A 21636-nucleotide genomic window follows, 5' to 3' on the forward strand; every position below is an offset into this window, starting at 1 on the left:
GATATCGATCCAATCGTTTTTTAGACAAAATGCATATCGATCGCCGGATTCTGGAAAACCCGGTCAGACCTTCGTTTCACACCCATGACCAACTACAACCACTGGTTCATCCGCGCCCGCCTGAAGACCCGGCAACTGCTTCTGCTCGTGGCATTGGCCGAGGAAGGCAACATCCATCGCGCCGCGCAGGTGCTCAACATGACGCAGCCCGCCGCCTCCAAGCTGCTGAAGGACCTGGAAGACGTGCTGGAGGTCTCGCTGTTCGACCGCCTGCCGCGCGGCATGCGCCCCACCTGGTACGGCGAAACCATGATCCGCCACGCCCGCGTGGCGCTCGCCAGCCTGAACCAGGCGCACGACGAGCTCACGGCGCTGAAGGCCGGGCGCTTCGGGCAGGTGAGCGTGGGCGCCATCACCGCGCCCGGCCTCACGCTGATGCCGCCGGCGGTGGCGATGGTCAAGCGCGAGCAGCCCGACCTGCGCGTGTCATTGGAGATCGAGACCAGCCCGGTGCTGATCGAGCGGCTGGAGCAGGGCAAGCTCGACATCCTGGTGGCGCGCCTCTTCGCCGAGCACGACAAGTCGCAGCTGCGCTACGAGGCGCTGACCGAGGAACCCGTGTGCGCGCTGGTGCGCCCGGGCCACCCGCTGCTGGGCGTGAGCGGGCTCACCTTGCGCGACGTGGTGAGCGCCGGCTGGATCGTGCCGCCCTCGGGCAGCGTGCTGCGCCACCGCTTCGAGCTGATGTTCCAGGAGGAGGGCCTGGCCCCGCCAACCAACACCATCGAGAGTTCGGCCCTGCTGTTCATCACGCGCATGCTGCAGCAGAGCGACATGGTGGCGGTGCTGGCGACCGACGTGGCGCGCTACTACGCGTCGCACGGCATCGTGTCGCTGCTGCCGCTGGACATGCCCTGTCACATGGACGCCTTCGGCATCATCACGCGCACCGACCGGCTGCTGTCGCCGGCGGCCAAGGTGATGATGAAGGCGCTGAAGACCGCGAGCATGAGCGTCTACGGCCGCAAGCTAGAGATCGACTGACCGACCAGGCTCAGGTCCAGCCGGCGTCCACCGTGAACTCCTGCGCGGTGCACATCTTCGCGTCGTCCGACGCCAGGAACAGCACCATGCGCGCGATGTCTTCCGGCATCAACTTGTCCGGCAGGCACTGGTTGCGCTGCAGCGACTTCTCGCCCTCTTCGTCGAGCCACAGCGCCACCTGCCGTTCGGTCATCACCCAGCCGGGCGACACGGTGTTGATGCGGATGCGGTCCTTCCCCAGATCGACCGCCAGCCCGCGCGTGAGGCCGTTCACCGACGACTTGGCAATGGCGTAGCAGGGGTAGCCCGAGCCCTTGGTCTGCCAGCCCGTGGAACCCAGGTTCACCACCGAGCCGAAGCCCAGGCGCTTCATGCCCGGCACCACCGACTGGATGGCGAACAGCGCCGGCCGCTCGTTGATGGCCATGCGGTTGTCGTAGTAGTCGGGCGTGACCGACTCGAGCGTGTGGCGGTCGTCGCTCGCCACGTTGTTGACCAGCACCGCGAAGTCGCCGAGCTCGGCCGCCGCGTCGGCAATCGCCTTCTGCAGCGCGGCGATGTCGCGCACGTCGCAGGCGCGCCACCACGGCGCGGCATGGCCGGCGCCGGTGATCTGCTGCGCGAGCGCCGCGCTCGCGCCCTCGGCGATGTCGACGAAGGCCACGCGCGCGCCCTGCGCCGCGAACGCCGCGACGATGGCCGCGCCGATGCCGCTGCCGCCGCCGGTGACGAACACCGTGCGGCGCTGCAAGCTCGGATAGATGGAAAGTGGGGGGGTATTCAAGAAAAGTCTCCAGAAGCGCATCTCATGACATTGCAAAAAGCATATCGATTGATGCCGATTTATTTAATTTCCGTTATCAATATGCCTTGATACGATCCGCCGCGTCAAGAAGACAAGGAAGAACAAATGAACAAGCCAGAGACAAACACCCCCTCCCCGCTGGCGGCGCCCCGCGCCGTCAGCGAACCCGAATGCATCTGGCCTGCGGCGGCCAACCTCGGCGAAGGCACGCTGTGGTCGGTGCGCGAGCAGGCGCTCTATTGGATCGACATCCTCACGCCGCGCCTGTTCCGCCACGACCCGGCCACGGGCGCGCAGCGCACCTGGCACTTCGACGAGGAAATCACCGCCATCGCCGAACGCGCCACGGCACCGGGCCTGTTCATCACCCTGCGCCGCGGCTTCGCGCTGTTCGACCCCACCGCGCCCGGAGACGACGCCAAGCCGCGCTACCTGCACCAGCCCGAGACCGCGCGCACCGGCAACCGCTTCAACGACGGCAAGTGCGACAGCGGCGGCCGCTTCTGGGCCGGGAGCATGGACTTCGAGTGCAAGGCGCCCACCGGCGCGCTCTACCGCTACGACGCCGACGGCCGGTGCACCCGGCACGACGACGGCTTCGAGGTGACCAACGGCCCGACCTGGTCGGGCGACGGCCGCACGATGTACTTCAACAACACGGTGCTGAACCACCTGTACGCCTACGACTTCGACAGGGCCGAGGGCACCGTGTCGAACCGCCGCGTGTGGCACCGCTTTCCCCAGGGCGACGGCCTGCCCGACGGCATGACCACCGACGCGGCCGGCCGCCTGTGGATCGCGCACTGGGACGGCGCCTGCGTCACCTGCCACGACCCTGAGACCGCGGCGGAACTCGGCCGCATCACGCTGCCCGCGCGCAACGTCACCGACTGCGCCTTCGGCGGCGCGGACATGCAGACGCTCTACATCACGACCGCGCGCAACGGCCGCACCGAAGCCCAGCTGAAAGACGAGCCGCTCGCTGGCGGCCTGTTCGCGGTGCGCATCGACAGCCCCGGCGTGCCGGCGGCGCTGTTCGCCGGCTGACGCGCGCGCCGGTCCGCACGATTCGCGCGTGCGTCACACGCGCTTCAGCCGATGCCGAAGCGGTGCTCGGTCGCGCTGGTGAACACCTCGCCCGGGCGCAGCACCGTCGACGGAAAGCCCGGCTGGTTGGGTGAGTCGGGGAAGTGCTGCGTTTCCAGGCACAGCCCGTCGCCCTGTCGCAGGCTCGCGCCCGCGCTGCCGAAGAGGCTGCCGTCGAGGAAGTTGCCCGAATAGAACTGCACGCCGGGCTCGCTGGTGTGCACCTCCATCACGCGGCCCGTGGCCTCGTGTTCCAGGCGCGCCGCGAGGGCCAGGCCCTGATGGTGGCCGGGCCGGTCGAGCACCCAGTTGTGGTCGTAGCCGTGCGCGCGCAGCAGCTGCTCGTGGCCTTCGCGGATGCGCTCGCCGATGCGCGTGGCCGTGCGGAAGTCGAAAGGCGTGGCCGCCACGTCGGCCAGCCCCAGCGGGATGAGCGTCGCGTCCACCGGGCAATAGCGGCTCGCCGGCAGCGTCAACCGGTGCTCCATCACCGAGCCGCTTCCCGCCAGGTTGAAGTAGTCGTGGTGGCTCAGGTTCAGCACGGTGGGCTCGTCGGTGGTGGCGCTGTAGTCGATGCGCCAGGTATTGCTTTCGGCGGCCAGCGTGTAGCGCACGGTCAATTTCACTTCGCCGGGGTAGCCTTCCTCGCCATCGGCGCTGGTGCGGTGCAGTTCGACCGCGATGTCGCTGCCCGATTCCTGCGCCGACAGCGGCACGATCTCCCAGTAGCGCTTGCCGAAGCCCGTCGCGCCGCCGTGCAGCGAGTTCACGCCGTCGTTCAGCCCCAGCTGGTGCGTTGTTCCGTCGAGCGTGAAGCGCCCGCCGGCGACGCGGTTGGCATGGCGCCCGACGATGGTGCCCAGGTGCGGATGCGGCTTCAGGTAGTCGGCCAGCGACGGCAGGCCCAGCACGACGTTCGCGGCCTGGCCGTGCCGGTCGGGCACGCGCAGCGCGGTGACGATGCCGCCCAGGTTGATGGCGCTCAGGCTCAGGCCGCGGCCGTTGTCCAGGGTGTACTCGGTGACGAGGCGGCCGTCTGGCATGCGGCCGAACTCGCGCGAGGTGATGCTGTTGCTCATGGGGTTCCTGACTGGATTCTGAAACGGGATGCTGTCACCGGGCGGCCATGGCCTCGCGCGCGCACTCCGAGGCGGTGAGCAGCGCAATGCGGTCCTTGAGGTCGTGGTACTCGGGCGGCTCGGCCGCGTGCGTGCGCAGCTCGATGCGGTGACCCGCCTTGCCGACCGCATCGGCAAAGCGCTGCTGCAGCGCGAAGGGCGTGTTCCTGTCGTCGCGGTTGCCGATCAGCACGATGCGCCGCGCCGGGTCGCGCGCGATGCCGCTCACATGGTCGAGCGGGTCGTAGAACTGCGCGCTGCCGGTGGTGTCGGTGCGCCCGTCGTTCGAGCGGCCCAGCAGGCGCGCGCGCTCCAGCAGCCCGTAGGCACCCGAGGTGAGCACCGCGCAGGCCACGCGGGTGCGCCCCAGCGTGAGGAGCGCGGCGCCCGCGGTGGCGCCGCCGCTGTGGCCCACGATGACCAGGCGCTGCAGCCTGTGGCGCTGCATGAGCGCGTCGAGCGCGGCATCGAGCGCATGGAACTCCACCGGCTGGCGGCGCTGGCGGTGGTCGCCCGACGAGCCGTAGGTGCCGGGCCGCGCCACGAACACCCAGGGCACGCCAGCGCGGTCGCGGCTGCGCTGGGCGTCCAGCGTGCGCAGCGCATCGGTGTTGCCGGGAATGCGCGCGGGCGGCTGGTCCATCACGCCGTCGCGGTCGCCCGAGAACTGCACGATGGCGATGCGCGCGCCTTCGATGTCGCCGCTCGCGAAGTAGCGGATGCAGGCCGGCCCTTCCACCGGCTGCACCCACAGGAAGCCGGGCCGGTCGGGGCAGGTGGCGCGGTCGGCGGGCTGGTTCCAGTGCAGCACCTCGTCGTTGCTCGCGGTGAAGGGGCGCGGCACGTCGGGGCCCGTGCGTTGCGCGCAGGCCGTCTGCATCAAGGCCAGCAGAAGCAGCGCGCACAGGCGCAGCGCGGCATGTGTCATAGCTTTTGCAGCAGCGCGGGGATCCGGCCGAAGTCCGACAGGTCGCGGTCGCCCTTCACCAGCAGCAGGTCGCCGTCGCGCAGGATGTCCTCGAGGTAGCGCGTCAACAAGTCGGCGTTGTCGAAGTGCGGCCCGAGCAAGGTCGCGGGGACTTCCTCGCGCAGCCAGCGCATCTCGTCGCCGTGCGTCACCACATGGTCGATGCCCGAGGCCAGCAGCGGCTCGGCCAGGCTGCGGTGCATCTTCTCGGCGTCGTTGCCGAGGTTGACGATGCGCCCGAGCACGCCGATGCGCCGCGCGATGGGTTCGTCGCCGGGCTTGCGGTAGCTGCGCACGAACTCCATCGCATTGCGCATCGACATCACCTCGGCGTTCCAGCTGTCGTCTACCAGAGTGACCTGCACGCCGGCGCGCGTGCTCAGCCGCAGCACCTGCATCACCGAGGCCGGCAGCCGCACGTGCGGCATGCGCGCGCAGGCTTCCTCGGCGTCGAAGCCCATCGCCACCAGCGCGGTGAAGGCCAGCGCCGAGTTGCGCACCAGGCCTGCGCTCGCGATCGGAAACAGGTACTGGCAAGTGCGCCCGCGGATCGCGATGCGCACGCGGCAGCCCTCGGGCACGGGCTGCATGTCGAGCAGGCGCACGTTGGCCTCGGGCCCGGTGCCCACGGTCCACACCTTGGCGGCCGTGCGCATCGCGGCCTTCACCACCTGGACCAGGCAGGGAATGTGCGCCCCGATCACTGCCACGCCGCCGGGCTCCAGGCCCAGGAAGATGCGCGACTTGTAGTCGGCGGTCTTCTCGAGCGTGTCTGCCTTCACGGTCTGCGACAGCCCGACCTCGGTGAGTATGGCCACGTGCGGGCGCGCCATCAGCGAGATGGGGCCGCGGTCCATCCACAACCCGCTTTGCGCCATTTCGAGAATGCACACGTCGACGTCGGGCCCGAGGCTGGCCAGGGCACCGGGCACGCCGACGCGCGAATTGTTGTTCTCGATGGTGGTGAGCACGCGCGCCGCGGGCGGCAGCAGGTCGCGCAACATCGAGATGGTGGACGACTTGCCCACCGTGCCCGTGACGCCGACCACACGGCCACGGAAGCGCTCGCGCGCGGCGGCGCCCAAGGCCAGCAAGGCGGCGATCGGGTCTTCCACCTGCAGCAGCGCAAAAGCAGGCGGCAGGCCCGGCACGGGACGCTGCACGATGGCGCCGGCCAGCAGCGGCTGCAGCCGTTGCAGGTCGTCGTGCTGGTCCCAGGTCTCGGGCTCGCGGCTGAAGTTCTCGTGCGCGGCGAGCGTGGCGTAGTCGGATGCGACGAACAGCGCCGGGCGGGGCCGGGTGCGCAGGTGCAGCGGCAGGCGCACCACCGACTGCACCGACCAGCCCTCGGGCGGCGCCACGATCCAGGTGCCGCCGGTGACCTGCACCAATTGCTCGGCCGTCCACACCGGCCCGGGCGTGGCGCCCGCGCCCGGCAGGCTTGCGGCCAGCACGGGCGCGGGGCCATCGGGCAACGGCGTGGGCATGCCGGGCACGCGCAGGCCGCACCACACGGGCAGCCGCCGCGGCTTGGGCAGCTTGTAGAGCTTGGCCGAGCCGCGCAGACGCAGTTCCAGCTGCAGCACGTCGCTTTCCAACTGGCGCGCAAGCGGTGGCCGCAGGCCGTAGCAGTCGCGGTAGATGCGCCCCGGCTGCCAGCGGCTGGTGGGCCACATCCAGTCGCAGGGGTCGTGGTCCATGCCTTCGCCCCAGGCGGGCATGGTCTTGCTGCGCATCGGCACGGCACGAAATTGCACGCGCAGGTCGGCCTCCACGGGCGCGTCGGCGGTCCAGAACGACTCGACCCACAGCAACTGGCGGCCGAAGACCTGCGTGGGTGCGCAGCGCACGCCGAGCAAGCGCAGCGGGCCGACCTGCACCGGCGGCAGCACGGCGTCTTGCGGCACGGCATCGACGGTCCATTCCGGGCGGGCCACGCGCAAGGGCAGCGGATTGCCGCGGGTGATCGGCGCGGCCGGCACCGTCGCAGGCGGCAACACAGCGCGTCCGGGCGGCAGGAGCCGCACCGCGCAGCCGCCTTCCGGCGTCGGCACGGTCTCGGTGCCGAGCGCGCGGCACTGCGCGGCAAAGCGCTCGCTCGACGCGCGCGCGCGGTCGCCCACGTACTGCTCGGAGAAGCCGAAGCCCACGCCGATGGGCGTGAAACGCACCTGCGTCACGCCTGTCGGCTCCAGCGCGAGCGTGAACACGCCCGCGTCCACGAAGTCGCTGCGCATGGCGTCGAACAGCAGGTCGCCCGCGTCATGGAGGATCGGGCGCCCGCGATAGACCTCGATGCCCTGCAGTACGTGCGCCGAGGCACCCAGGATGGCGTCGGCCCCGGCGTCGACGATGGCGTGGCCCACCGCGATCTCGGCCTGCGAGGGCACGGTCTCGAGGTTGTCGCCCCAGTGCACCGCCACGAGCACCACGTCGGCCTGCTCGCGCGCACGAGCGATGCGCGGCGCCAGCGTGGTGGTCCACGCGGCCGGGTCGGCAAGCGACAGATACGCCGCGCCGGGCGTCGTGGCAGTGGCACCGAACTGCGGCTGCGTGGCGTCGAGCGAGAACAGCGCGACGCGCACGTGCCCGGCTTGGCGCATCACGGGTCGCAGCGCGGCTTCAAGGTCGGCGCCGCTGCCGGCGCTGCCGATGCCCGCCGCGTCGAGCAACGCCTTCTGCTCCATCAGCGCCTCGGGGCCGTAGTCGCCACTGTGGTTGTTGGCGGTGCTCACCAGGTCGATGCCCGTGGCCGTGAGCACCTCGATCATTTCGGGTCGCGCGCGATAGTAGTAGGACCCGGTCTCGTCCTTGTCGACGCCCTGTCGGCCCGTGGTGGCGACCACGCATTCGAGGTTGACGATGCGCAGGTCCGCGTCGCGCAGCGCGGCAATGCGCCCGAGCACGCCGTGCGGGCCACCGAGGTCGCGCGTGCGGTAGTGCTGGCGCCGGCCGAGGTTGACGTCGCCGCCCCACGCCACGGTGCCGGACGCCCCGGCAGGTCCGGTCTGCGCGGCCTGCCCGCGTGCCTCGGCCGGCGCACGCCGTGCATCGCGAGCCGCGCGCGAATTCAGGAGCCGCAGGTACGCCACGTAGCCCGACAGGTAATGCTCCACATCGTCGATGCGCACGCGAAAGCTGTGGTGCTTGATGAAGAAGGAGCCCGCGATGCGCGCGGGGTTGCGGAAGAACATCGCCAGCTCGGGCCAGAAGTGGCCGTTGGCGAGGTAGCGCGCGCGGTACTCCAGCGCGTGTTCGAACTTTCCGCGGTCGAGGCCGGCCAGCAGCGGGCGCAGGGCCGCATCCGCGTCCAGGCGCTGCACCATCTCGTGTGCGGCCATCATCAGTTCCAGCAACGTGGGAAAAGTGGTGATGCGCTCCAGCACGAAATCAAGGTAGCCGGCCACGTTGCGCAGCCCGAACTCGTAGTAGCGCACTTCGGGCCGGTAGCGCGTGAGTTCGTTCACGCAGTAGCTCAGCCAATGGTCGTGCGCGCGCCAGTGCTCCGCCTCGATGAAATGCCCGAAGGCTTTCTCGACCATTGCGAGCCAGCGCGGGTCACCCGTGAGGCCGTACAGACGCATCAGGCCGAACGCAGCCTCGCCGTCGTAGTAGATGACGCGAAAGCTGTCCTTCACCTGCATGCCGGGATGGTGCAGCACGTGCACGAAGCGCCCTGTCTTCGGGTCCTGCATCCGGCCGATGCCCAGCGCGAGTTGCTCCATCAGTGGCTTGTAGCGCGCGTCGCCCGTGAGCTCGGTGTACTTGACGAAGGCCAGCAGGCACACGGCGTTGCCGCCGAGCTTGACCTCGTTGCCCAGGTCGACGAGGAACGCGACGCGCGGGCCACCCTCGGCATCGAACCGCTGGATGAGCCGGGTGTCGAGGTACGCCAGCGCGCGGTCGATGGCGGCTTTCTGAGCCGGGTCTTGCGTGAGTTCCCAGGCCTCGAGCAACGCGTAGGTCGAACTCGCGTGGCGCAGCGTGTTGTAGGTGGGAATGGCGCGGTCGAAGCAAGGAAACCAGCCGTACTCGAATTCGCCCGTGGGCTTGACCTGCGCGGCCAGGTAGCGGCTCGAACGCTCGATGAGCGCGCCGACGTGCGCCGCGCCCCAGTCGTCGAGGCGACGGAAGCCGGCCGCCTGCCCGACGGCCGTCAGCGGCCACGCGCCTTCGCCGTCGACGTACACGGCGCGGGTGGTGAAGCACCACACGGGCGCGGCATCGTCGGCGGGAAACTCGATCTCCTTGCTGAAGCGCCGCTTGGCGTGGATGCGCAGGTTGCCGGGGTTGGGCTCGGCGTGATCCACCTTGCCGTTGTAGAGGATGGCGCTGCCGTTGATTTCCTGCGCGAGCAGCGCGGTCTCGAAGCACGCGTCGAAGGCGATGCCCTCGTTGAAGTAGTTGCGCTTGGTTTGCGCCAACTTCGCTTTCAGCGTGCCCCAGGTGGTGGCCGTGACCCGGTCGACCAGTTCCGCGCGCAGGCGTTGCGGCGGTTGCTCGGCGCGGCGGGCCTGCGCGTCGACGGCCTGCGCCGCCTGTCGCCATGCGGCCTCCACATCGGCGCCCCGCCCCGCCACAACGCGGGCGCGGCTGCCGTCCTCGCCAATTGCCAGGAGCACCACGCACCCGGCCTCCCCGGTCGCATGCGGCATGGCGGGGAGCGCACCGCCCGGCTCCGCCAGGGCCTGCCTGGCACGGTTCAACAATTCGGCGAGGGGGTTCGGGTCGAGGTTCATGCAGCCGCGAATGATGACAGCGCACACCGGGCCCTGTCACCCCTGAAACCCGGGGGTGGGTCCGCCGAGCCGCACCCGCGAAGGCCTCAGGCCCACGCCTCCATCACCGCGCTGCGCACCGCCTCCACGGCCACCGGCCGCTGCTTGCCCTCGGCCGGCGCCACCCAGCACAGCCAGGTGTGCGAACGCCAGCCCTTCCAGATGGCCAGCTCGCCGTTGCGCTCGCCCTGCTCCGCATAGTCGCTGCGCAGCAGGCCCGCGCCCATGCCGCTGGCGACCATGCTGCGGATGGCGCTCTCGCCGTCGGCGGTGCGGCCCGGGCGGTACTCGCGGCCGGCGCCGGCGAACAGTTTCTCCAGGTGCACGCGCAGGATGCACGAGGGCGGCGTGCCGACCCAGGGCATGTCGGCGAGCTGCTCGAGCGACAGCCCGGGCTGCGCATCGGCCACCGGCTTCGGCAGCGTCACCACCAGGTCCACCGCGCTCAGGCGCACCACCTCCAGCCCCTCGATCTGCGGGCTGTCGCTCAGCACATAGGCGCAGTCGAGCTCGCCGCGCTGCACGCCCGCGAGCGTTTCGTACGACAGCCCCTGCCTGAGCTGCAGCGTGACCTGCGGATGCCGCTCGGCCAGCTTCACCAGCACCTCGCCCAGGCGCAGCGCCACCGGGTCGACCACCGTGCCGAAACGCACCACGCCCTGCGCCGCGCCGCGCAGCTGCTCGGCCGCCGAGCGCATGCGCATGGCGGAGGCCAGCGTGCGTTCGGCCTCTTCCAGCAGGCTGACGCCCGCCTCGGTCGGCGACATGCCGCGCGGGGTGCGCTCGAACAGCTTCACGCCGAGTTCGTCTTCCAGCGCCTTGAGCTGCGCGCTGACCGCCGGCGCGCTGGTGAACACCCGCTCGGCCGCCCGGGTCAGGCTGCCTTCGCGGGCGATGGCGACGAAGGTCTTGAGTTGGTAGAGCTCCATGGGGCGGATTGTGAGCGCGACGGGCGTTTCGGTCTGTTCGCTTTTTTGGAGGCCCCCGTCCAAAGAAACGAATGGCATTCGCAGCCCCCAGCCCCGATCCTTGGGTCATCGATTCATTGCAAGAGGCCTGTCCCATGTCCCATCGCCAACGTCTGCTCGGCATCGCCGCGCTGCTGCTCGCCACCTCCGGCTGGGGCGGCATGTTCCTGGTCAGCAAGGGCGTGCTGCACCACGTCGAGCCGGCGTGGTTCACGCTCATCCGCTACAGCATGTCCGCGCTGCTGTTCGTGCTGCTCATTCTTCCGCGCGGCGCGGCGCCCTGGCGCAAGCTGCGCCGGCATGCGGGGCCGCTGGCGCTGCGCGGGTTCGCGGGTTTCGGCATCTTCAGCGTGATGCTGCTGGCAGGGCTGGCGCACTCGGTGCCCTCGCACGGCGCGGTCATCATGGCCACCACACCCATGACCACGCAGCTGCTGCGCTGGGCGCTCGACGGCGTGCGGCCGACCCGCTCGACGCTGGTGGTCACAGCGCTGTCGCTGCTGGGCGTGGCCATCGTCTCGGGGCTGCTGTTCGGCACGCCGCATGCCGGCGAATCGACGCTCTTCGGCGACGCGGTGGCCTTCGTCGGCACGCTGGGCTGGGTCTGGTACACGCGCGGCACCACGCGCTTTCCGGAGCTCGACGTGATCGAGTACACCGCGCTCACGGTGCTGGCCTCGTGGCCGCTGCTGCTGGCCGTGGCGGTCGTCGGCACGCTGCTGGGGTGGACGCATGCGCCGAGCATGGAAGGCCTGCGCCTGTCGTGGCAGGCGCTGCTGTACGTGGGGCTGGTGTCTTCGGCCATCGCGGTGCTGGCTTTCAACCACGGGGTGCGCACGCTGGGCGCGGTGACGGGCACGGCCTTCATCAACTTCGTGCCGGTGTCGGCGCTGCTGATGAGCGCGGCACTGGGGCGGCTGCCCACGGTGAACGAAGCGGTGGGCATGGCGATGGTGGTCGGCGCGCTGCTGATCCATACCGCCCTGAGCCGCAAGGCTTCCGCGCCGGCCCCGGCACGGATCGCGCAGACCCCGCAGAATCCGCGCAACTACAGCACCTGTGGAGCCGCATCGTCATGAGCAACAGCGCCAGCAAGCCCCTTCTTTTCGAGCCCCTGCGGCTCGGCAACCTGCAGATCGACAACCGCATCGTCATCGCGCCGATGTGCCAGTACTCCGCCACCGAGGGCACGCCGGGCGACTGGCACATGATCCACCTCGGTTCCCTGGCGCTCTCGGGCGCGGGCCTGCTGATCATCGAGGCGACCGCGGTGGAGGCCGAAGGGCGCATCTCGCCCGGCGACCTGGGCCTGTATTCCGACGCGAACGAGCAAGGCCTGGCGCGCGTGCTGCACGCGATGCGCGCGCATTCGCCCATCAAGATCGCCATGCAGCTGGGCCACGCGGGGCGCAAGGCCTCCAGCCGCGCACCTTGGAACGGCGGCAAGCAGATTCCCCTGACCGAGGCGGGCAGCTGGCAGTCTTTCGCGCCCTCCGCCGTGCCGCATTCGCCCGGCGAAGACCCGCCCACCGCGCTCGATGCGGCCGGCCTCGCCCGTGTGCGCGATGCCTTCGTGGCGGCTGCGAAGCGCGCGGCGCGGCTGGGCCTGGACGGGCTGGAGATCCATGCGGCGCACGGCTACCTGCTGCACCAGTTCCTCTCGCCCATTGCCAACCACCGCACCGACGGCTACGGCGGCAGCCTGGAGAACCGTCTGCGCTTTCCGCTGGAGGTGTTCGACGCGGTGCGCGAGGTGTTCCCGGCCGACAAGCCGGTGTGGGTGCGCGTGTCGGCCAGCGACTGGGTGCCCGGCGGCTGGGACCTCGATAGCACGGTGGCGTTCGGCCAGGCGCTCAAGGCGCGCGGCTGCGCGGCCATCCATGTGTCCAGCGGCGGGGTGTCGCCGCAGCAGGCCATTCCGCTGGGCGCGGGCTACCAGGTGCCGTTCGCCGAACGCGTGAAGGCCGAGGTCGGGCTGCCGACCATCGCGGTGGGGCTGATCACCGAACCCGCGCACGCCGAAGCCATCCTCGCCAACGGACAGGCCGACGCGGTGTCGCTGGCCCGCGCGATGCTCTACGACCCGCGCTGGCCGTGGCATGCGGCGGCCGAACTGGGCGCGCACGTGACCGCGCCGCCGCAGTACTGGCGCTCGCAGCCGCGCGAGTTCAAGGACCTGTTCGAGAACGCGAGCTTCGGCGCGCGCTGACCCGGTTCACCGCCCGGCGGCCAGCTCGCGGTAGAAGAAGGTGGTGGCGCACGGCCCGCCTTCGGGCAACAGCGCAAAGCCGGGCACCGTGCCCACGCGCGTCCACCCGCTGCGCACATAGAGTCTTTCGGCTTCGGCGCTCGAGGTGTCGAGCACCAGCAGCGTCTTGCCGCGCTCGCGCGCCACGGCTTCGGCCGCCTGCATCAGCAGCGCGCCGATGCCACGGCGCCGCGCACGGCGGTGCACCAGCATCTTGGAAACGTCGGCGCGGTGCGGCTGGTTCTCGGGTTGCGCCAGCACCACCTGCACGGTGCCCACGATGCCCTCTTCGTCCTCGGCCACCAGCAATGCACGCTCGCCGCGCGCCACGCCGTCGGCCACCTGGCGCCAGAACGCGAGTGCGCGCTCATGCGCCAGCGGCAGCATGAAGCTCACGGAGGCGCCGCCTTCGACGCAGTCTTTGAGCACATCGGCCAGGCCTTGCATCTGTGCATCGGTCACGCGCTGCAGAAGGTGGATGCGGGGGGTAGGGGTAGGGGTCGTCGTCATGTTCATCTCGCCGAGTAAGAAGGTGCCGCCGCCACCGTTGCGATGACGACGGCGTAGCGCGTGGTCTTGCGCGTGGGGTTGTAGTAGCTCATGGGGCGGTCGAGCACCATCGCCAGACAGTCGCCCGTCGAAAGGCGGTGGCGGTCGTCGCCCACGGTGAGTTCGATGACGCCGTCGAGCACCCACACCTGCTGGTGGATGACGGGCTCGCGCGCCGCCGTTTCGTAGGCCACGCGGGCCTTGGGCGGAAACAGCACCTCGACGATCTGGATCGGCGACGCGAAGCCGCCGGGCGAGACGTTCCTTCGCACATAGCCGGAGTGCGGGTCGCGCCACTGCAACTGGTCGGCGAGGCGGGACACCGGGGAGGCGGGTTCTGGCGCGGGCGCCGGCGCGTCGAACAGCGAGGCCAGCGACACGCCCAGGCCGGTGGCCAGCTTCTCCAGCAGCACGGCGGTGGGGCTGCTTTCGCCGCGCTCGATCAGCGAAATCATCGAGCGGCTCACGCCGCAGTGCGTGGCCAGCGCGTCGAGCGACAGGCCGCGCGCGGCGCGCAGGTCGCGCACGCGCCGGGCGATGCGGTCGTTCAGGGAGGGTGGCGATTCTGTTTCCGTCATATTGGATGGAATATCCAATACAACGGAAACGCCGTCAAGCCCTCAGTGATGCGCCTTCACCGCGAAGCGCCGAGCAAGGCCGCGCGCGCCGCCTCCGACGGGAACACGCAGGCCACGTCGTGCGCGCAGCCCGGCACCACCACGACCTCGCGCCGCTTGTCGGGCGCAAGCATCGTGCGGTCGTACTGCGCATAGGCCAGGCCGCGCTGCATGCGGTACGGGCCCTGCGCGGCGGCCGCGCACGACTTGTCGAGGATGCCGTAGTACGTGCCCTTGGCCTCGCTGCTGTCGAGCGCGCCTTCGAGGTAGCTGATGTCGGCGGCGGCATAGCGCTGGCGCGCCTGGGCGGCGCTGCGCCCGAGGTCGGCCGGCACACCGTCGGTGCCGTACTTCCAGCGGTTCACGCCGGGGCAGGTGCCGTCGGCCGGCGGTTGCGGGCGCCAGGCATCGAAGTAGAGCCAGGTGCCGGGGTCGGCGACCACATAGCGCACCGCGACCGAGGCCGCGCCGGCGCGCTCCTGATCCGCGAAGCCGATGTAGTGCTGCACCATCTGCGCCCCGGCCGAGAAGCCCGCGATGGTGACGGTGCGCAGGCTGGGCCAGCGCTGCGCGAGTTCGGCCACCAGTGCGTCCATGGCCGCGAAGGAGGAGATGCGCGCGCCGTTGTGCGCGCGGCCGCCTTCGAGCCACGAGGCGCAGGTCCACAGCAGGTCGCCGGCCCGCGCCGCCGGCACGCCCGGCGCGCTGCATCTGGCGGCCTTGTCCGCGGCGACCTGGAAGACCGGCGCGACCACCAGCGTGTCGGCGAGCGCGCCAGCGTTGCGCACCGCACGCAGCGCCGCATCGAAGGTCTTGGCGGCATCGCGCGGATGCCCGTGCAGAGCGATGAGCGCCTTGGTGGGCCCGGCCGCATTTTCAAGTACGGGTACGGGTACGGGTACGGGTGCGGGCGCCAGCGACGCGAAGTAGTTCAGCGTGCCTTCGGCGCCGGGCGGCTGGAAGGCGCGGTAGCAATCGGGCGCGGCCGACACGGTGCAACCGGAAGGCTGCGCCGCCGCATGCAAAGCCCCGAGCACGAGGCACGCGGCCACCAGGCATGACCATCTGTTCATGAGAACTCCATTGCCATGAGCGTTGGCACCGTGAAAACCGGATTCTCCCGCGCCGCCGGGCCTGGTTTTTTATTCTGTGATGAGCCGATTCTTCGAACATATATTCAGCTGTAAGACGCAGATCATTCAACATCTCACCAGACAGAGCCTTGCCATGAGCACTTTCAGCGCCGACCCCCTGCCCTCTTCCTTCACGGCGTTCGCGGACGGCCTTGCCGAGCCCTCGGCGCTGCGCGCCGCCATCACCGCCGCCTACCGGCGCGCCGAGCCCGAGGCGTTGCCGCCGCTGCTCGCGCAGGCCCGCCTGCCGGCCGACCTGGCTGCGCAGGCGCACGCCCTTGCGCACCGCATTGCCGAACAGCTGCGCAACCGCAAGAACGCGAGCGGGCGCGCCGGCCTGGTGCAGGGCCTGCTGCAGGAGTACGCGCTGTCGTCGCAGGAAGGCGTGGCGCTGATGTGCCTGGCCGAGGCGCTGCTGCGCATTCCCGATGCCGAGACGCGCAACGCGCTCATCCGCGACAAGATCGCGCACGGCCAGTGGCAGTCGCATGCGGGGCGCAGCCCCTCGGTGTTCGTCAATGCCGCCACCTGGGGCCTGCTGCTGACCGGCAAGCTGGTGGCCACGCACAGCGAAACCGGCCTGTCGAGCTTGCTGACGCGGCTCATCGGCAAGGGCGGCGAGCCGCTGATCCGCAAGGGCGTGGACATGGCGATGCGCATGATGGGCGAGCAGTTCGTCACCGGCGAGACCATCGCGCAGGCGCTAGGCAACGCGCGCGAACTCGAGGCGCAGGGCTTTCGCTATTCGTACGACATGCTGGGCGAAGCGGCGCTCACCGCGCAAGACGCGAAGCGCTACCGCGTGGCCTACGAAGACGCCATCCACGCCATCGGCAAGGCCTCGGCCGGGCGCGGCGTGTACGAGGGCCCGGGCATCTCGATCAAGCTCTCCGCGCTGCACCCGCGCTACAGCCGCGCGCAGCATGCACGCGTGATAGCCGAGCTGTACCCGGTGCTGCGCGAGCTCACGCTGCTGGCGCGGCAGTACGACATCGGCCTGAACATCGACGCGGAGGAAGCCGACCGGCTCGAACTCTCGCTCGACCTGCTGGAGCGGCTGTGCTTCGAGCCGGCGCTGGCGGGCTGGAACGGCATCGGCTTCGTGATCCAGGCGTACCAGAAGCGCTGCCCCTTCGTGATCGACTTCGTGGTCGACCTGGCGCGGCGCAGCCGGCACCGTCTGATGGTACGGCTGGTGAAGGGCGCCTACTGGGACAGCGAGATCAAGCGCGCGCAGGTCGACGGGCTGGACGGCTACCCGGTCTACACGCGCAAGGCCTGCACCGACGTGTCGTACCTGGCCTGCGCACGCCGGCTGCTGGCCGCGCCCGACGCCGTGTACCCGCAGTTCGCCACGCACAACGCGCACACGCTGGCCGCCATCTACACGGCGGCCGACCCGTCGCGCTACACGCCGGGCCAGTACGAATTTCAATGCCTGCACGGCATGGGCGAGCCGCTGTACGAGCAGGTGGTGGGGCCGCTCGGGCGGCCATGCCGCATCTATGCGCCCGTGGGCACGCACGAGACGCTGCTGGCCTACCTGGTGCGCCGGCTGCTGGAGAACGGCGCCAACACCTCGTTCGTGAACCGCATCGCGGACCCGACGATTTCGCTCGATAGGCTGGTGGAAGACCCGGTCTCGACGGTGGAGCGCCTGGGCGCGGTCGAAGGCGCCATCGGCCTGCCGCACCCGGCCATTGCGCTGCCGGCGGCGCTGTACGGCGCGCAGCGCGCGAACTCGCGCGGGCTCGACCTGGCGAACGACGACAGCTTGCGTGCGCTGGGTCGGGCATTGATCGACAGCGCCGATGCGCACTGGCACGCCTCGCCCCTTCTCGCCGAACCTGGCGGCCGCCCGGACGCCAGCCCAGACGCCCGCCCACACGCCCGCCCGGACGACGCGTTGGGCGGGGCCGAGGTGCTGAACCCGGCGGACCATCGCGACGTGGTGGGCCGTGTGCAGGAAGCCACGCTCGCCGATGTCGAGTCCGCCATCGCACAGGCGCAGGGCATCGCCGCGACATGGGCCGCAACGCCGCCCGCCGAGCGCGCCGCGATGCTCGAGCGCGCGGCGGGCCTGCTCGAAGACCGCATGCCCCGCCTGCTGGGCCTGCTGGCGCGCGAGTCCGGAAAGACCTGTGCCAACGCCATCGCCGAGGTGCGCGAGGCGGTCGACTTCCTGCGCTTCTACGCGGCGCAGGCGCGCGACGATTTCTCCAACGACACGCACCGCGCGCTCGGGCCGATGGTGTGCATCAGCCCGTGGAATTTTCCGCTGGCGATCTTCACCGGCCAGGTGGCCGCCGCGCTCGCGGCCGGCAACCCGGTGCTGGCCAAGCCCGCGGAACAGACGCCGCTGGTGGCGGCCGAGGCGGTGCGCGTGCTGTGGGAGGCCGGCGTGCCGCGCGCCGCGGTGCAACTGCTGCCCGGCCAGGGCGAGACCGTGGGTGCGGCGCTGGTGGCGGACGCGCGCGTGCAGGGCGTGATGTTCACCGGCTCGACCGAGGTGGCGCGCCTGCTGCAGAAGACGCTGTCGCAGCGCCTGGGTGCGCATGGCGCGCCCGTGCCGCTCATCGCGGAGACCGGCGGGCAGAACGCGATGGTCGTGGACTCGTCCGCGCTGGTGGAGCAGGTCGTCGCCGACGTGATGGCCTCGGCCTTCGACAGCGCCGGCCAGCGCTGCTCGGCGCTGCGCGTGCTGTGCGTGCAGGAAGAGGCGGCCGACCGGCTGGTGGAAATGCTCGAGGGCGCGATGGCCGAAGCCTGCATCGGCAACCCCGCGCGGCTGGCGGTGGACGTGGGCCCGGTGATCGACGCGGACGCGCGCGATGGCATCGAGCGCCACATCGAAGCCATGCGCGCGAAGGGCCGCAAGGTCTTCCGCCAGGGCCGCGAATACGCGCACGACACGCGCCACGGCACCTACGTGATGCCGACGCTGATCGAGCTCGACGGCATCGCCGAGTTGCAGCGCGAGGTGTTCGGCCCGGTGCTGCACCTGGTGCGCTACCGCCGGCGCGACCTGGGCGCGCTGATCGGGCAGATCAACGGCACGGGCTACGGGCTCACGCTGGGCGTGCACACGCGCATCGACGAGACCATCGCGCAGGTCGTCGAACACGCGAAGGCGGGCAACGTCTACGTGAACCGCAACATCGTCGGTGCGGTGGTGGGCGTGCAGCCCTTCGGCGGCGAAGGGCTGTCGGGCACCGGGCCGAAGGCCGGCGGGCCGCTGTACATGCTGCGCATGCTGTCGAAGCGGCCAGACGATGCGATGGCGCGCGCGGTGCCGGGCGAAGCGCCCGCGCCACGGGCCGCACTGTCGGCGCTGTCGCATTGGGCGCAGGCCACCGAGCGCACCGCGCTGGCCGCGCAGTGCGCGCGCTTTGCCGCCGATTCGCGCGCGGGCAGTTCGTGCACGCTGGCCGGCCCCACCGGCGAGCGCAACGTCTACACGCTGGTACCGCGCGAAGCGGTGCTGTGCCTGGCCGACGACGAAGCAGACCGGTTGACGCAACTGGCCGCCGTGCTGTCGGTGGGCAGCAGCGCGATCTGGCCCGCCGATGCCGGCACGCAAGGCCTGCTGGCCTCGCTGCCGGCCGAGGTGCGGCAGTGCGTGGCCGTTGCGAACGACTGGACGTCAAACACGGTCGCGTTCGACGCCGCGCTGTACCACGGCGGCGCGCACGGCCTGTCGGGCGTGATGCAGCGCCTGGCCGCGCGGCCCGGGCCCGTCGTCGGCGTGCGCGCCTTCGCGCCGGGCGACACCGGCATTCCGCTCGAAAGCCTGGTGGTGGAGCGCGCGCTGAGCATCAACACGGCGGCGGCCGGCGGCAACGCGAGCCTGATGACGATCGGCTGAGCGCCGGGCCTGGCTTTGCCCGTTACTTGTCGAACGCCGGGTCGATCGGCACGCGGTAGCCGTTGACGAGCCGGTTGGTCTCGTTGGCCATGCCGACCACGCTCATCAGCTCGGCGAACATGGCCGGCGTCATGCCGGCCTTTTCGGCGCCCGCGTGGTGGCTGGCGATGCAGTAGCCGCAGTTGTTGGTGACGCTCACGGCGAGGTAGACCATTTCCTTCACGACCGGGTCGAGCGCGCCGGGCGCCATCACTTCCTTCAGGCTGGCCCAGGTGCGCTTGAGCGTGGCCGGGTCGTTGGCCAGGTACTTCCAGAAGTTGTTGACGTCGGGCACGTTGCGCGAGATCTTGATGTCGTCGAAGACGGCCTTGACTTCGTCGGAGGCGGCGGCGTACTCGATGGGTTGGGGCTTCACGGAGGGTCTCCTTGGGGTGGGCTGCAAGCCGCCGATTGTGTGCCTGCGCCCCGGCACCGCAGCCGCAGGCATGGCGACAATGTGCCCCAGCTTCGGCCCCAGCCACGGCCAACGCCGTGGCACGACAGGACACCGCCCCATGACTCACTGCCTCGTCGTCGACGACGACCCCGAAATTCGCGCCTCGCTGCAACTGCTCCTGCAACGCTTCGGAATGAGCGTGGCGGTGGCGGCCTCCGGACGGGAGATGCGCGAACACGTGGCCGCCGCCCGCTTCGACGTGGTGGTGCTCGACCTGATGCTGCCCGACGAGAACGGGCTGCAGCTGTGCCGCTGGGTCCAGCAGCAGCACGACATGCCGGTGATCATGCTGACCGCGCACGGCGACCCGGCCAGCCGTGTGCTGGGCCTGGAGATGGGCGCGGACGACTACCTCGGCAAGCCCTTCGAGCCGCGCGAACTGGTCGCGCGCATCCATTCGGTGCTGCGGCGCATCCGCAAGGGCGCGCCGCCCGAACCGGGCCCGTCGAGCGCTTCGCCCGCGCAAGCGCACAGCGTGCGCTTCAAGGACTGGCGCTTCGACCGGCTGCGGCGCGAGCTGACGTCGCCCAAGGGCGTGGTGGTGTCGCTGTCGCAGGCCGAGTTCAGGCTGCTGTCGGCGTTCGTGGCGCGGCCGCGACGCGTGCTCACGCGCGACCAGCTGATCGATCTCACCCGGGCGGCGGGGGTGGAGGTGAACGACCGCAGCGTCGACCTGGGCGTGTCCCGCCTGCGCCAGAAGCTCGGCGACGCCGCGAACCCACCGGGCCTGATCCGCACCTTGCGCGGCGAAGGCTACATGTTCGATGCCGAGGTCGCCCCATGAAGGCGCTGCTGGGCGACACCCTGGCCAAGCGCCTGTTCCTGCTCATGTGGGTGGCGCTGGTGGCGAGCCATCTTGCGGGCTACCTGGTGGTTCATGCGGTCTATCTTCCGGCCGGGCATGGTGCCCCGGCCCGCGCGCCCGGCGCCGGCGTTTCGGCCTTTCCGGGACTGCCGCCCACGCCGGGCGTTCCGGATGCGCGCGCGAACGCCCAGGCGACGGAAACGGGAACCGCCACGGGCGTCGACCTGCCGCTGGAAGGCTTGCTGCTCGACTACGGCGTGCGCATCGCCGTCATCGCGCTGGCCGCGTGGCTGGGTTCGCGCTGGCTCTCGCGGCCGGTGCGCAACCTGGTGGCTGCGTCGCGGGTGCTGGGCGGCTCCGTGGTCGGAGGGCGCCCTTCGCCGGCGCTGGACGAGCGCCGGGGCACGCGCGAAGTGCGCGAGGCCGCGCAGGTGTTCAACACCATGGCACGCCGGCTGCACGAGCAGTTCAGGACGCGCGGGCTGATGGTGGCGGCCATGTCGCACGACCTGCGCACGCCGCTCACTCGCCTTCGCATGCGCTTCGGCGCACCGGACAACCGGATGGACGAGGCGCTGCAACAACGCTGCGTCGACGACATCCGCGAGATGGACGCGCTGATCGACACCGTGCTCGGCGTATTCCGCGGCGATGCGCTGGGGACGCCGCAGGCGCTGCAGGACACCGCCGTCGTGGCGCTGGTGCAATCGCTTGCCGACGACATGGCCGAGCAGGGGCAGGCCGTCGGCCTGACGGTGCCGCCGCCCGGGCAGGGCTCGGACGTCGTGCGCGCGGAGCCGGCGGCCTTGCGCCGGGTGATCGGCAACCTTGTGGGCAACGCGGTGCGCTACGCCGGGCGGGCCGACGTGTCGGTGCGCATTGCGGCCGGCGAAATCGCCGTCGTGGTGGACGACCGCGGGCCGGGCATTCCGAGCGCGCAGCTGGACGCCGTGTTCGAGCCCTTCTTCCGGCTCGAGCCGTCGCGCAACCGGGACACGGGCGGTACCGGCCTGGGCCTCTACATAGCGCGCGAGCTTGCGCTGCGGCAGGGCGCGCACATCCGCCTGAGCAACCGCGCGGGCGGCGGCCTGCGCGCCGAGGTGGTGTTGTCGCGCGGCTGAGCGACGCGCGCCGTGTGTCGGCCACGACACAAACCG

General features: G+C 70.7%; 16 protein-coding genes. 7 read left to right on the forward strand and 9 right to left on the reverse strand.

Going from position 1 to position 21636, the window contains the following annotated elements:
- The first annotated feature begins 84 nt into the window (after positions 1-84).
- Positions 85-1044, forward strand: a complete 960-nt coding sequence (locus AC1DJH_RS19705; RefSeq protein ID WP_435482675.1) for a LysR family transcriptional regulator — start codon at positions 85-87, stop codon at positions 1042-1044.
- Between the two features lie 10 nt (positions 1045-1054).
- Here AC1DJH_RS19705 and AC1DJH_RS19710 read toward each other — a convergent pair whose 3' ends face one another.
- Entirely contained in the window at positions 1055-1828 is a 774-nt protein-coding gene (locus tag AC1DJH_RS19710) for an SDR family NAD(P)-dependent oxidoreductase (RefSeq protein ID WP_478186850.1), read from the reverse strand.
- A gap of 126 nt (positions 1829-1954) precedes the next feature.
- Here AC1DJH_RS19710 and AC1DJH_RS19715 point away from each other — a divergent pair, with 126 nt between their 5' ends.
- Positions 1955-2896: an SMP-30/gluconolactonase/LRE family protein gene (locus tag AC1DJH_RS19715; protein WP_478186851.1), complete on the forward strand. Its 942-nt coding sequence runs from the start codon at positions 1955-1957 to the stop codon at positions 2894-2896.
- A 44-nt stretch (positions 2897-2940) separates the two neighbouring features.
- Here the strand turns inward: AC1DJH_RS19715 and AC1DJH_RS19720 are convergent, their stop codons facing one another.
- From AC1DJH_RS19720 to AC1DJH_RS19735, 4 genes are all read right to left on the reverse strand, one after another.
- Positions 2941-4014, reverse strand: a complete 1074-nt coding sequence (locus AC1DJH_RS19720; RefSeq protein WP_478186852.1) for an aldose epimerase family protein — start codon at positions 4012-4014, stop codon at positions 2941-2943.
- 34 nt (positions 4015-4048) lie between these two features.
- Positions 4049-4981 (reverse strand): alpha/beta hydrolase family protein, encoded by a 933-nt coding sequence (locus tag AC1DJH_RS19725; protein ID WP_478186853.1) that lies wholly within the window; start codon positions 4979-4981, stop codon positions 4049-4051.
- Positions 4978-9759: a CapA family protein gene (locus AC1DJH_RS19730; protein ID WP_478186854.1), complete on the reverse strand. Its 4782-nt coding sequence runs from the start codon at positions 9757-9759 to the stop codon at positions 4978-4980. The genes AC1DJH_RS19725 and AC1DJH_RS19730 overlap by 4 nt, the downstream gene beginning before the upstream one ends.
- Before the next feature lie 86 nt (positions 9760-9845).
- A complete protein-coding gene (locus tag AC1DJH_RS19735) occupies positions 9846-10727 on the reverse strand; it encodes a LysR family transcriptional regulator (protein WP_478186855.1) in 882 nt (293 codons plus the stop codon).
- A gap of 134 nt (positions 10728-10861) precedes the next feature.
- Between AC1DJH_RS19735 and AC1DJH_RS19740 the strand changes: the two genes are divergently transcribed.
- Positions 10862-11845: a DMT family transporter gene (locus tag AC1DJH_RS19740; protein ID WP_478186856.1), complete on the forward strand. Its 984-nt coding sequence runs from the start codon at positions 10862-10864 to the stop codon at positions 11843-11845.
- The gene (locus AC1DJH_RS19745) at positions 11842-12975 is read left to right on the forward strand and encodes an NADH:flavin oxidoreductase/NADH oxidase (RefSeq protein WP_478186857.1); all 1134 of its coding nucleotides are present in this window, start codon (positions 11842-11844) and stop codon (positions 12973-12975) included. Before AC1DJH_RS19740 ends, AC1DJH_RS19745 begins: the two co-directional genes overlap by 4 nt.
- Before the next feature lie 6 nt (positions 12976-12981).
- Here AC1DJH_RS19745 and AC1DJH_RS19750 read toward each other — a convergent pair whose 3' ends face one another.
- From AC1DJH_RS19750 to AC1DJH_RS19760, 3 genes are read right to left on the reverse strand one after another with little or no spacing between them, the layout of a single operon-like run.
- On the reverse strand, positions 12982-13524 hold the full coding sequence (locus tag AC1DJH_RS19750) for an N-acetyltransferase family protein (protein ID WP_478186858.1): 543 nt from the start codon (positions 13522-13524) through the stop codon (positions 12982-12984).
- A 2-nt stretch (positions 13525-13526) separates the two neighbouring features.
- Positions 13527-14141, reverse strand: coding sequence for a helix-turn-helix domain-containing protein (locus AC1DJH_RS19755; protein WP_478186859.1), 615 nt, complete (start codon positions 14139-14141; stop codon positions 13527-13529).
- A 56-nt stretch (positions 14142-14197) separates the two neighbouring features.
- Entirely contained in the window at positions 14198-15253 is a 1056-nt protein-coding gene (locus tag AC1DJH_RS19760; protein WP_478186860.1) for a hypothetical protein, read from the reverse strand.
- A gap of 154 nt (positions 15254-15407) precedes the next feature.
- Here AC1DJH_RS19760 and putA point away from each other — a divergent pair, with 154 nt between their 5' ends.
- Complete coding sequence (gene putA / locus AC1DJH_RS19765) at positions 15408-19178, forward strand: trifunctional transcriptional regulator/proline dehydrogenase/L-glutamate gamma-semialdehyde dehydrogenase (protein ID WP_478186861.1); 3771 nt, start codon at positions 15408-15410, stop codon at positions 19176-19178.
- 22 nt (positions 19179-19200) lie between these two features.
- Here the strand turns inward: putA and AC1DJH_RS19770 are convergent, their stop codons facing one another.
- Positions 19201-19593 carry a carboxymuconolactone decarboxylase family protein gene (locus AC1DJH_RS19770; RefSeq protein ID WP_478186862.1) on the reverse strand — a complete coding sequence of 131 codons (393 nt, stop codon included), beginning with the start codon at positions 19591-19593 and terminating at the stop codon, positions 19201-19203.
- 139 nt (positions 19594-19732) lie between these two features.
- Between AC1DJH_RS19770 and AC1DJH_RS19775 the strand changes: the two genes are divergently transcribed.
- Together AC1DJH_RS19775 and AC1DJH_RS19780 are read left to right on the forward strand one after the other, a co-directional pair.
- The gene (locus AC1DJH_RS19775; RefSeq protein WP_478186863.1) at positions 19733-20458 is read left to right on the forward strand and encodes a response regulator; all 726 of its coding nucleotides are present in this window, start codon (positions 19733-19735) and stop codon (positions 20456-20458) included.
- Entirely contained in the window at positions 20455-21600 is a 1146-nt protein-coding gene (locus AC1DJH_RS19780) for a sensor histidine kinase (RefSeq protein WP_478186864.1), read from the forward strand. The genes AC1DJH_RS19775 and AC1DJH_RS19780 overlap by 4 nt, the downstream gene beginning before the upstream one ends.
- Positions 21601-21636: the final 36 nt, after the last annotated feature.

Source organism: Variovorax sp. 10N412 (assembly GCF_056394985.1).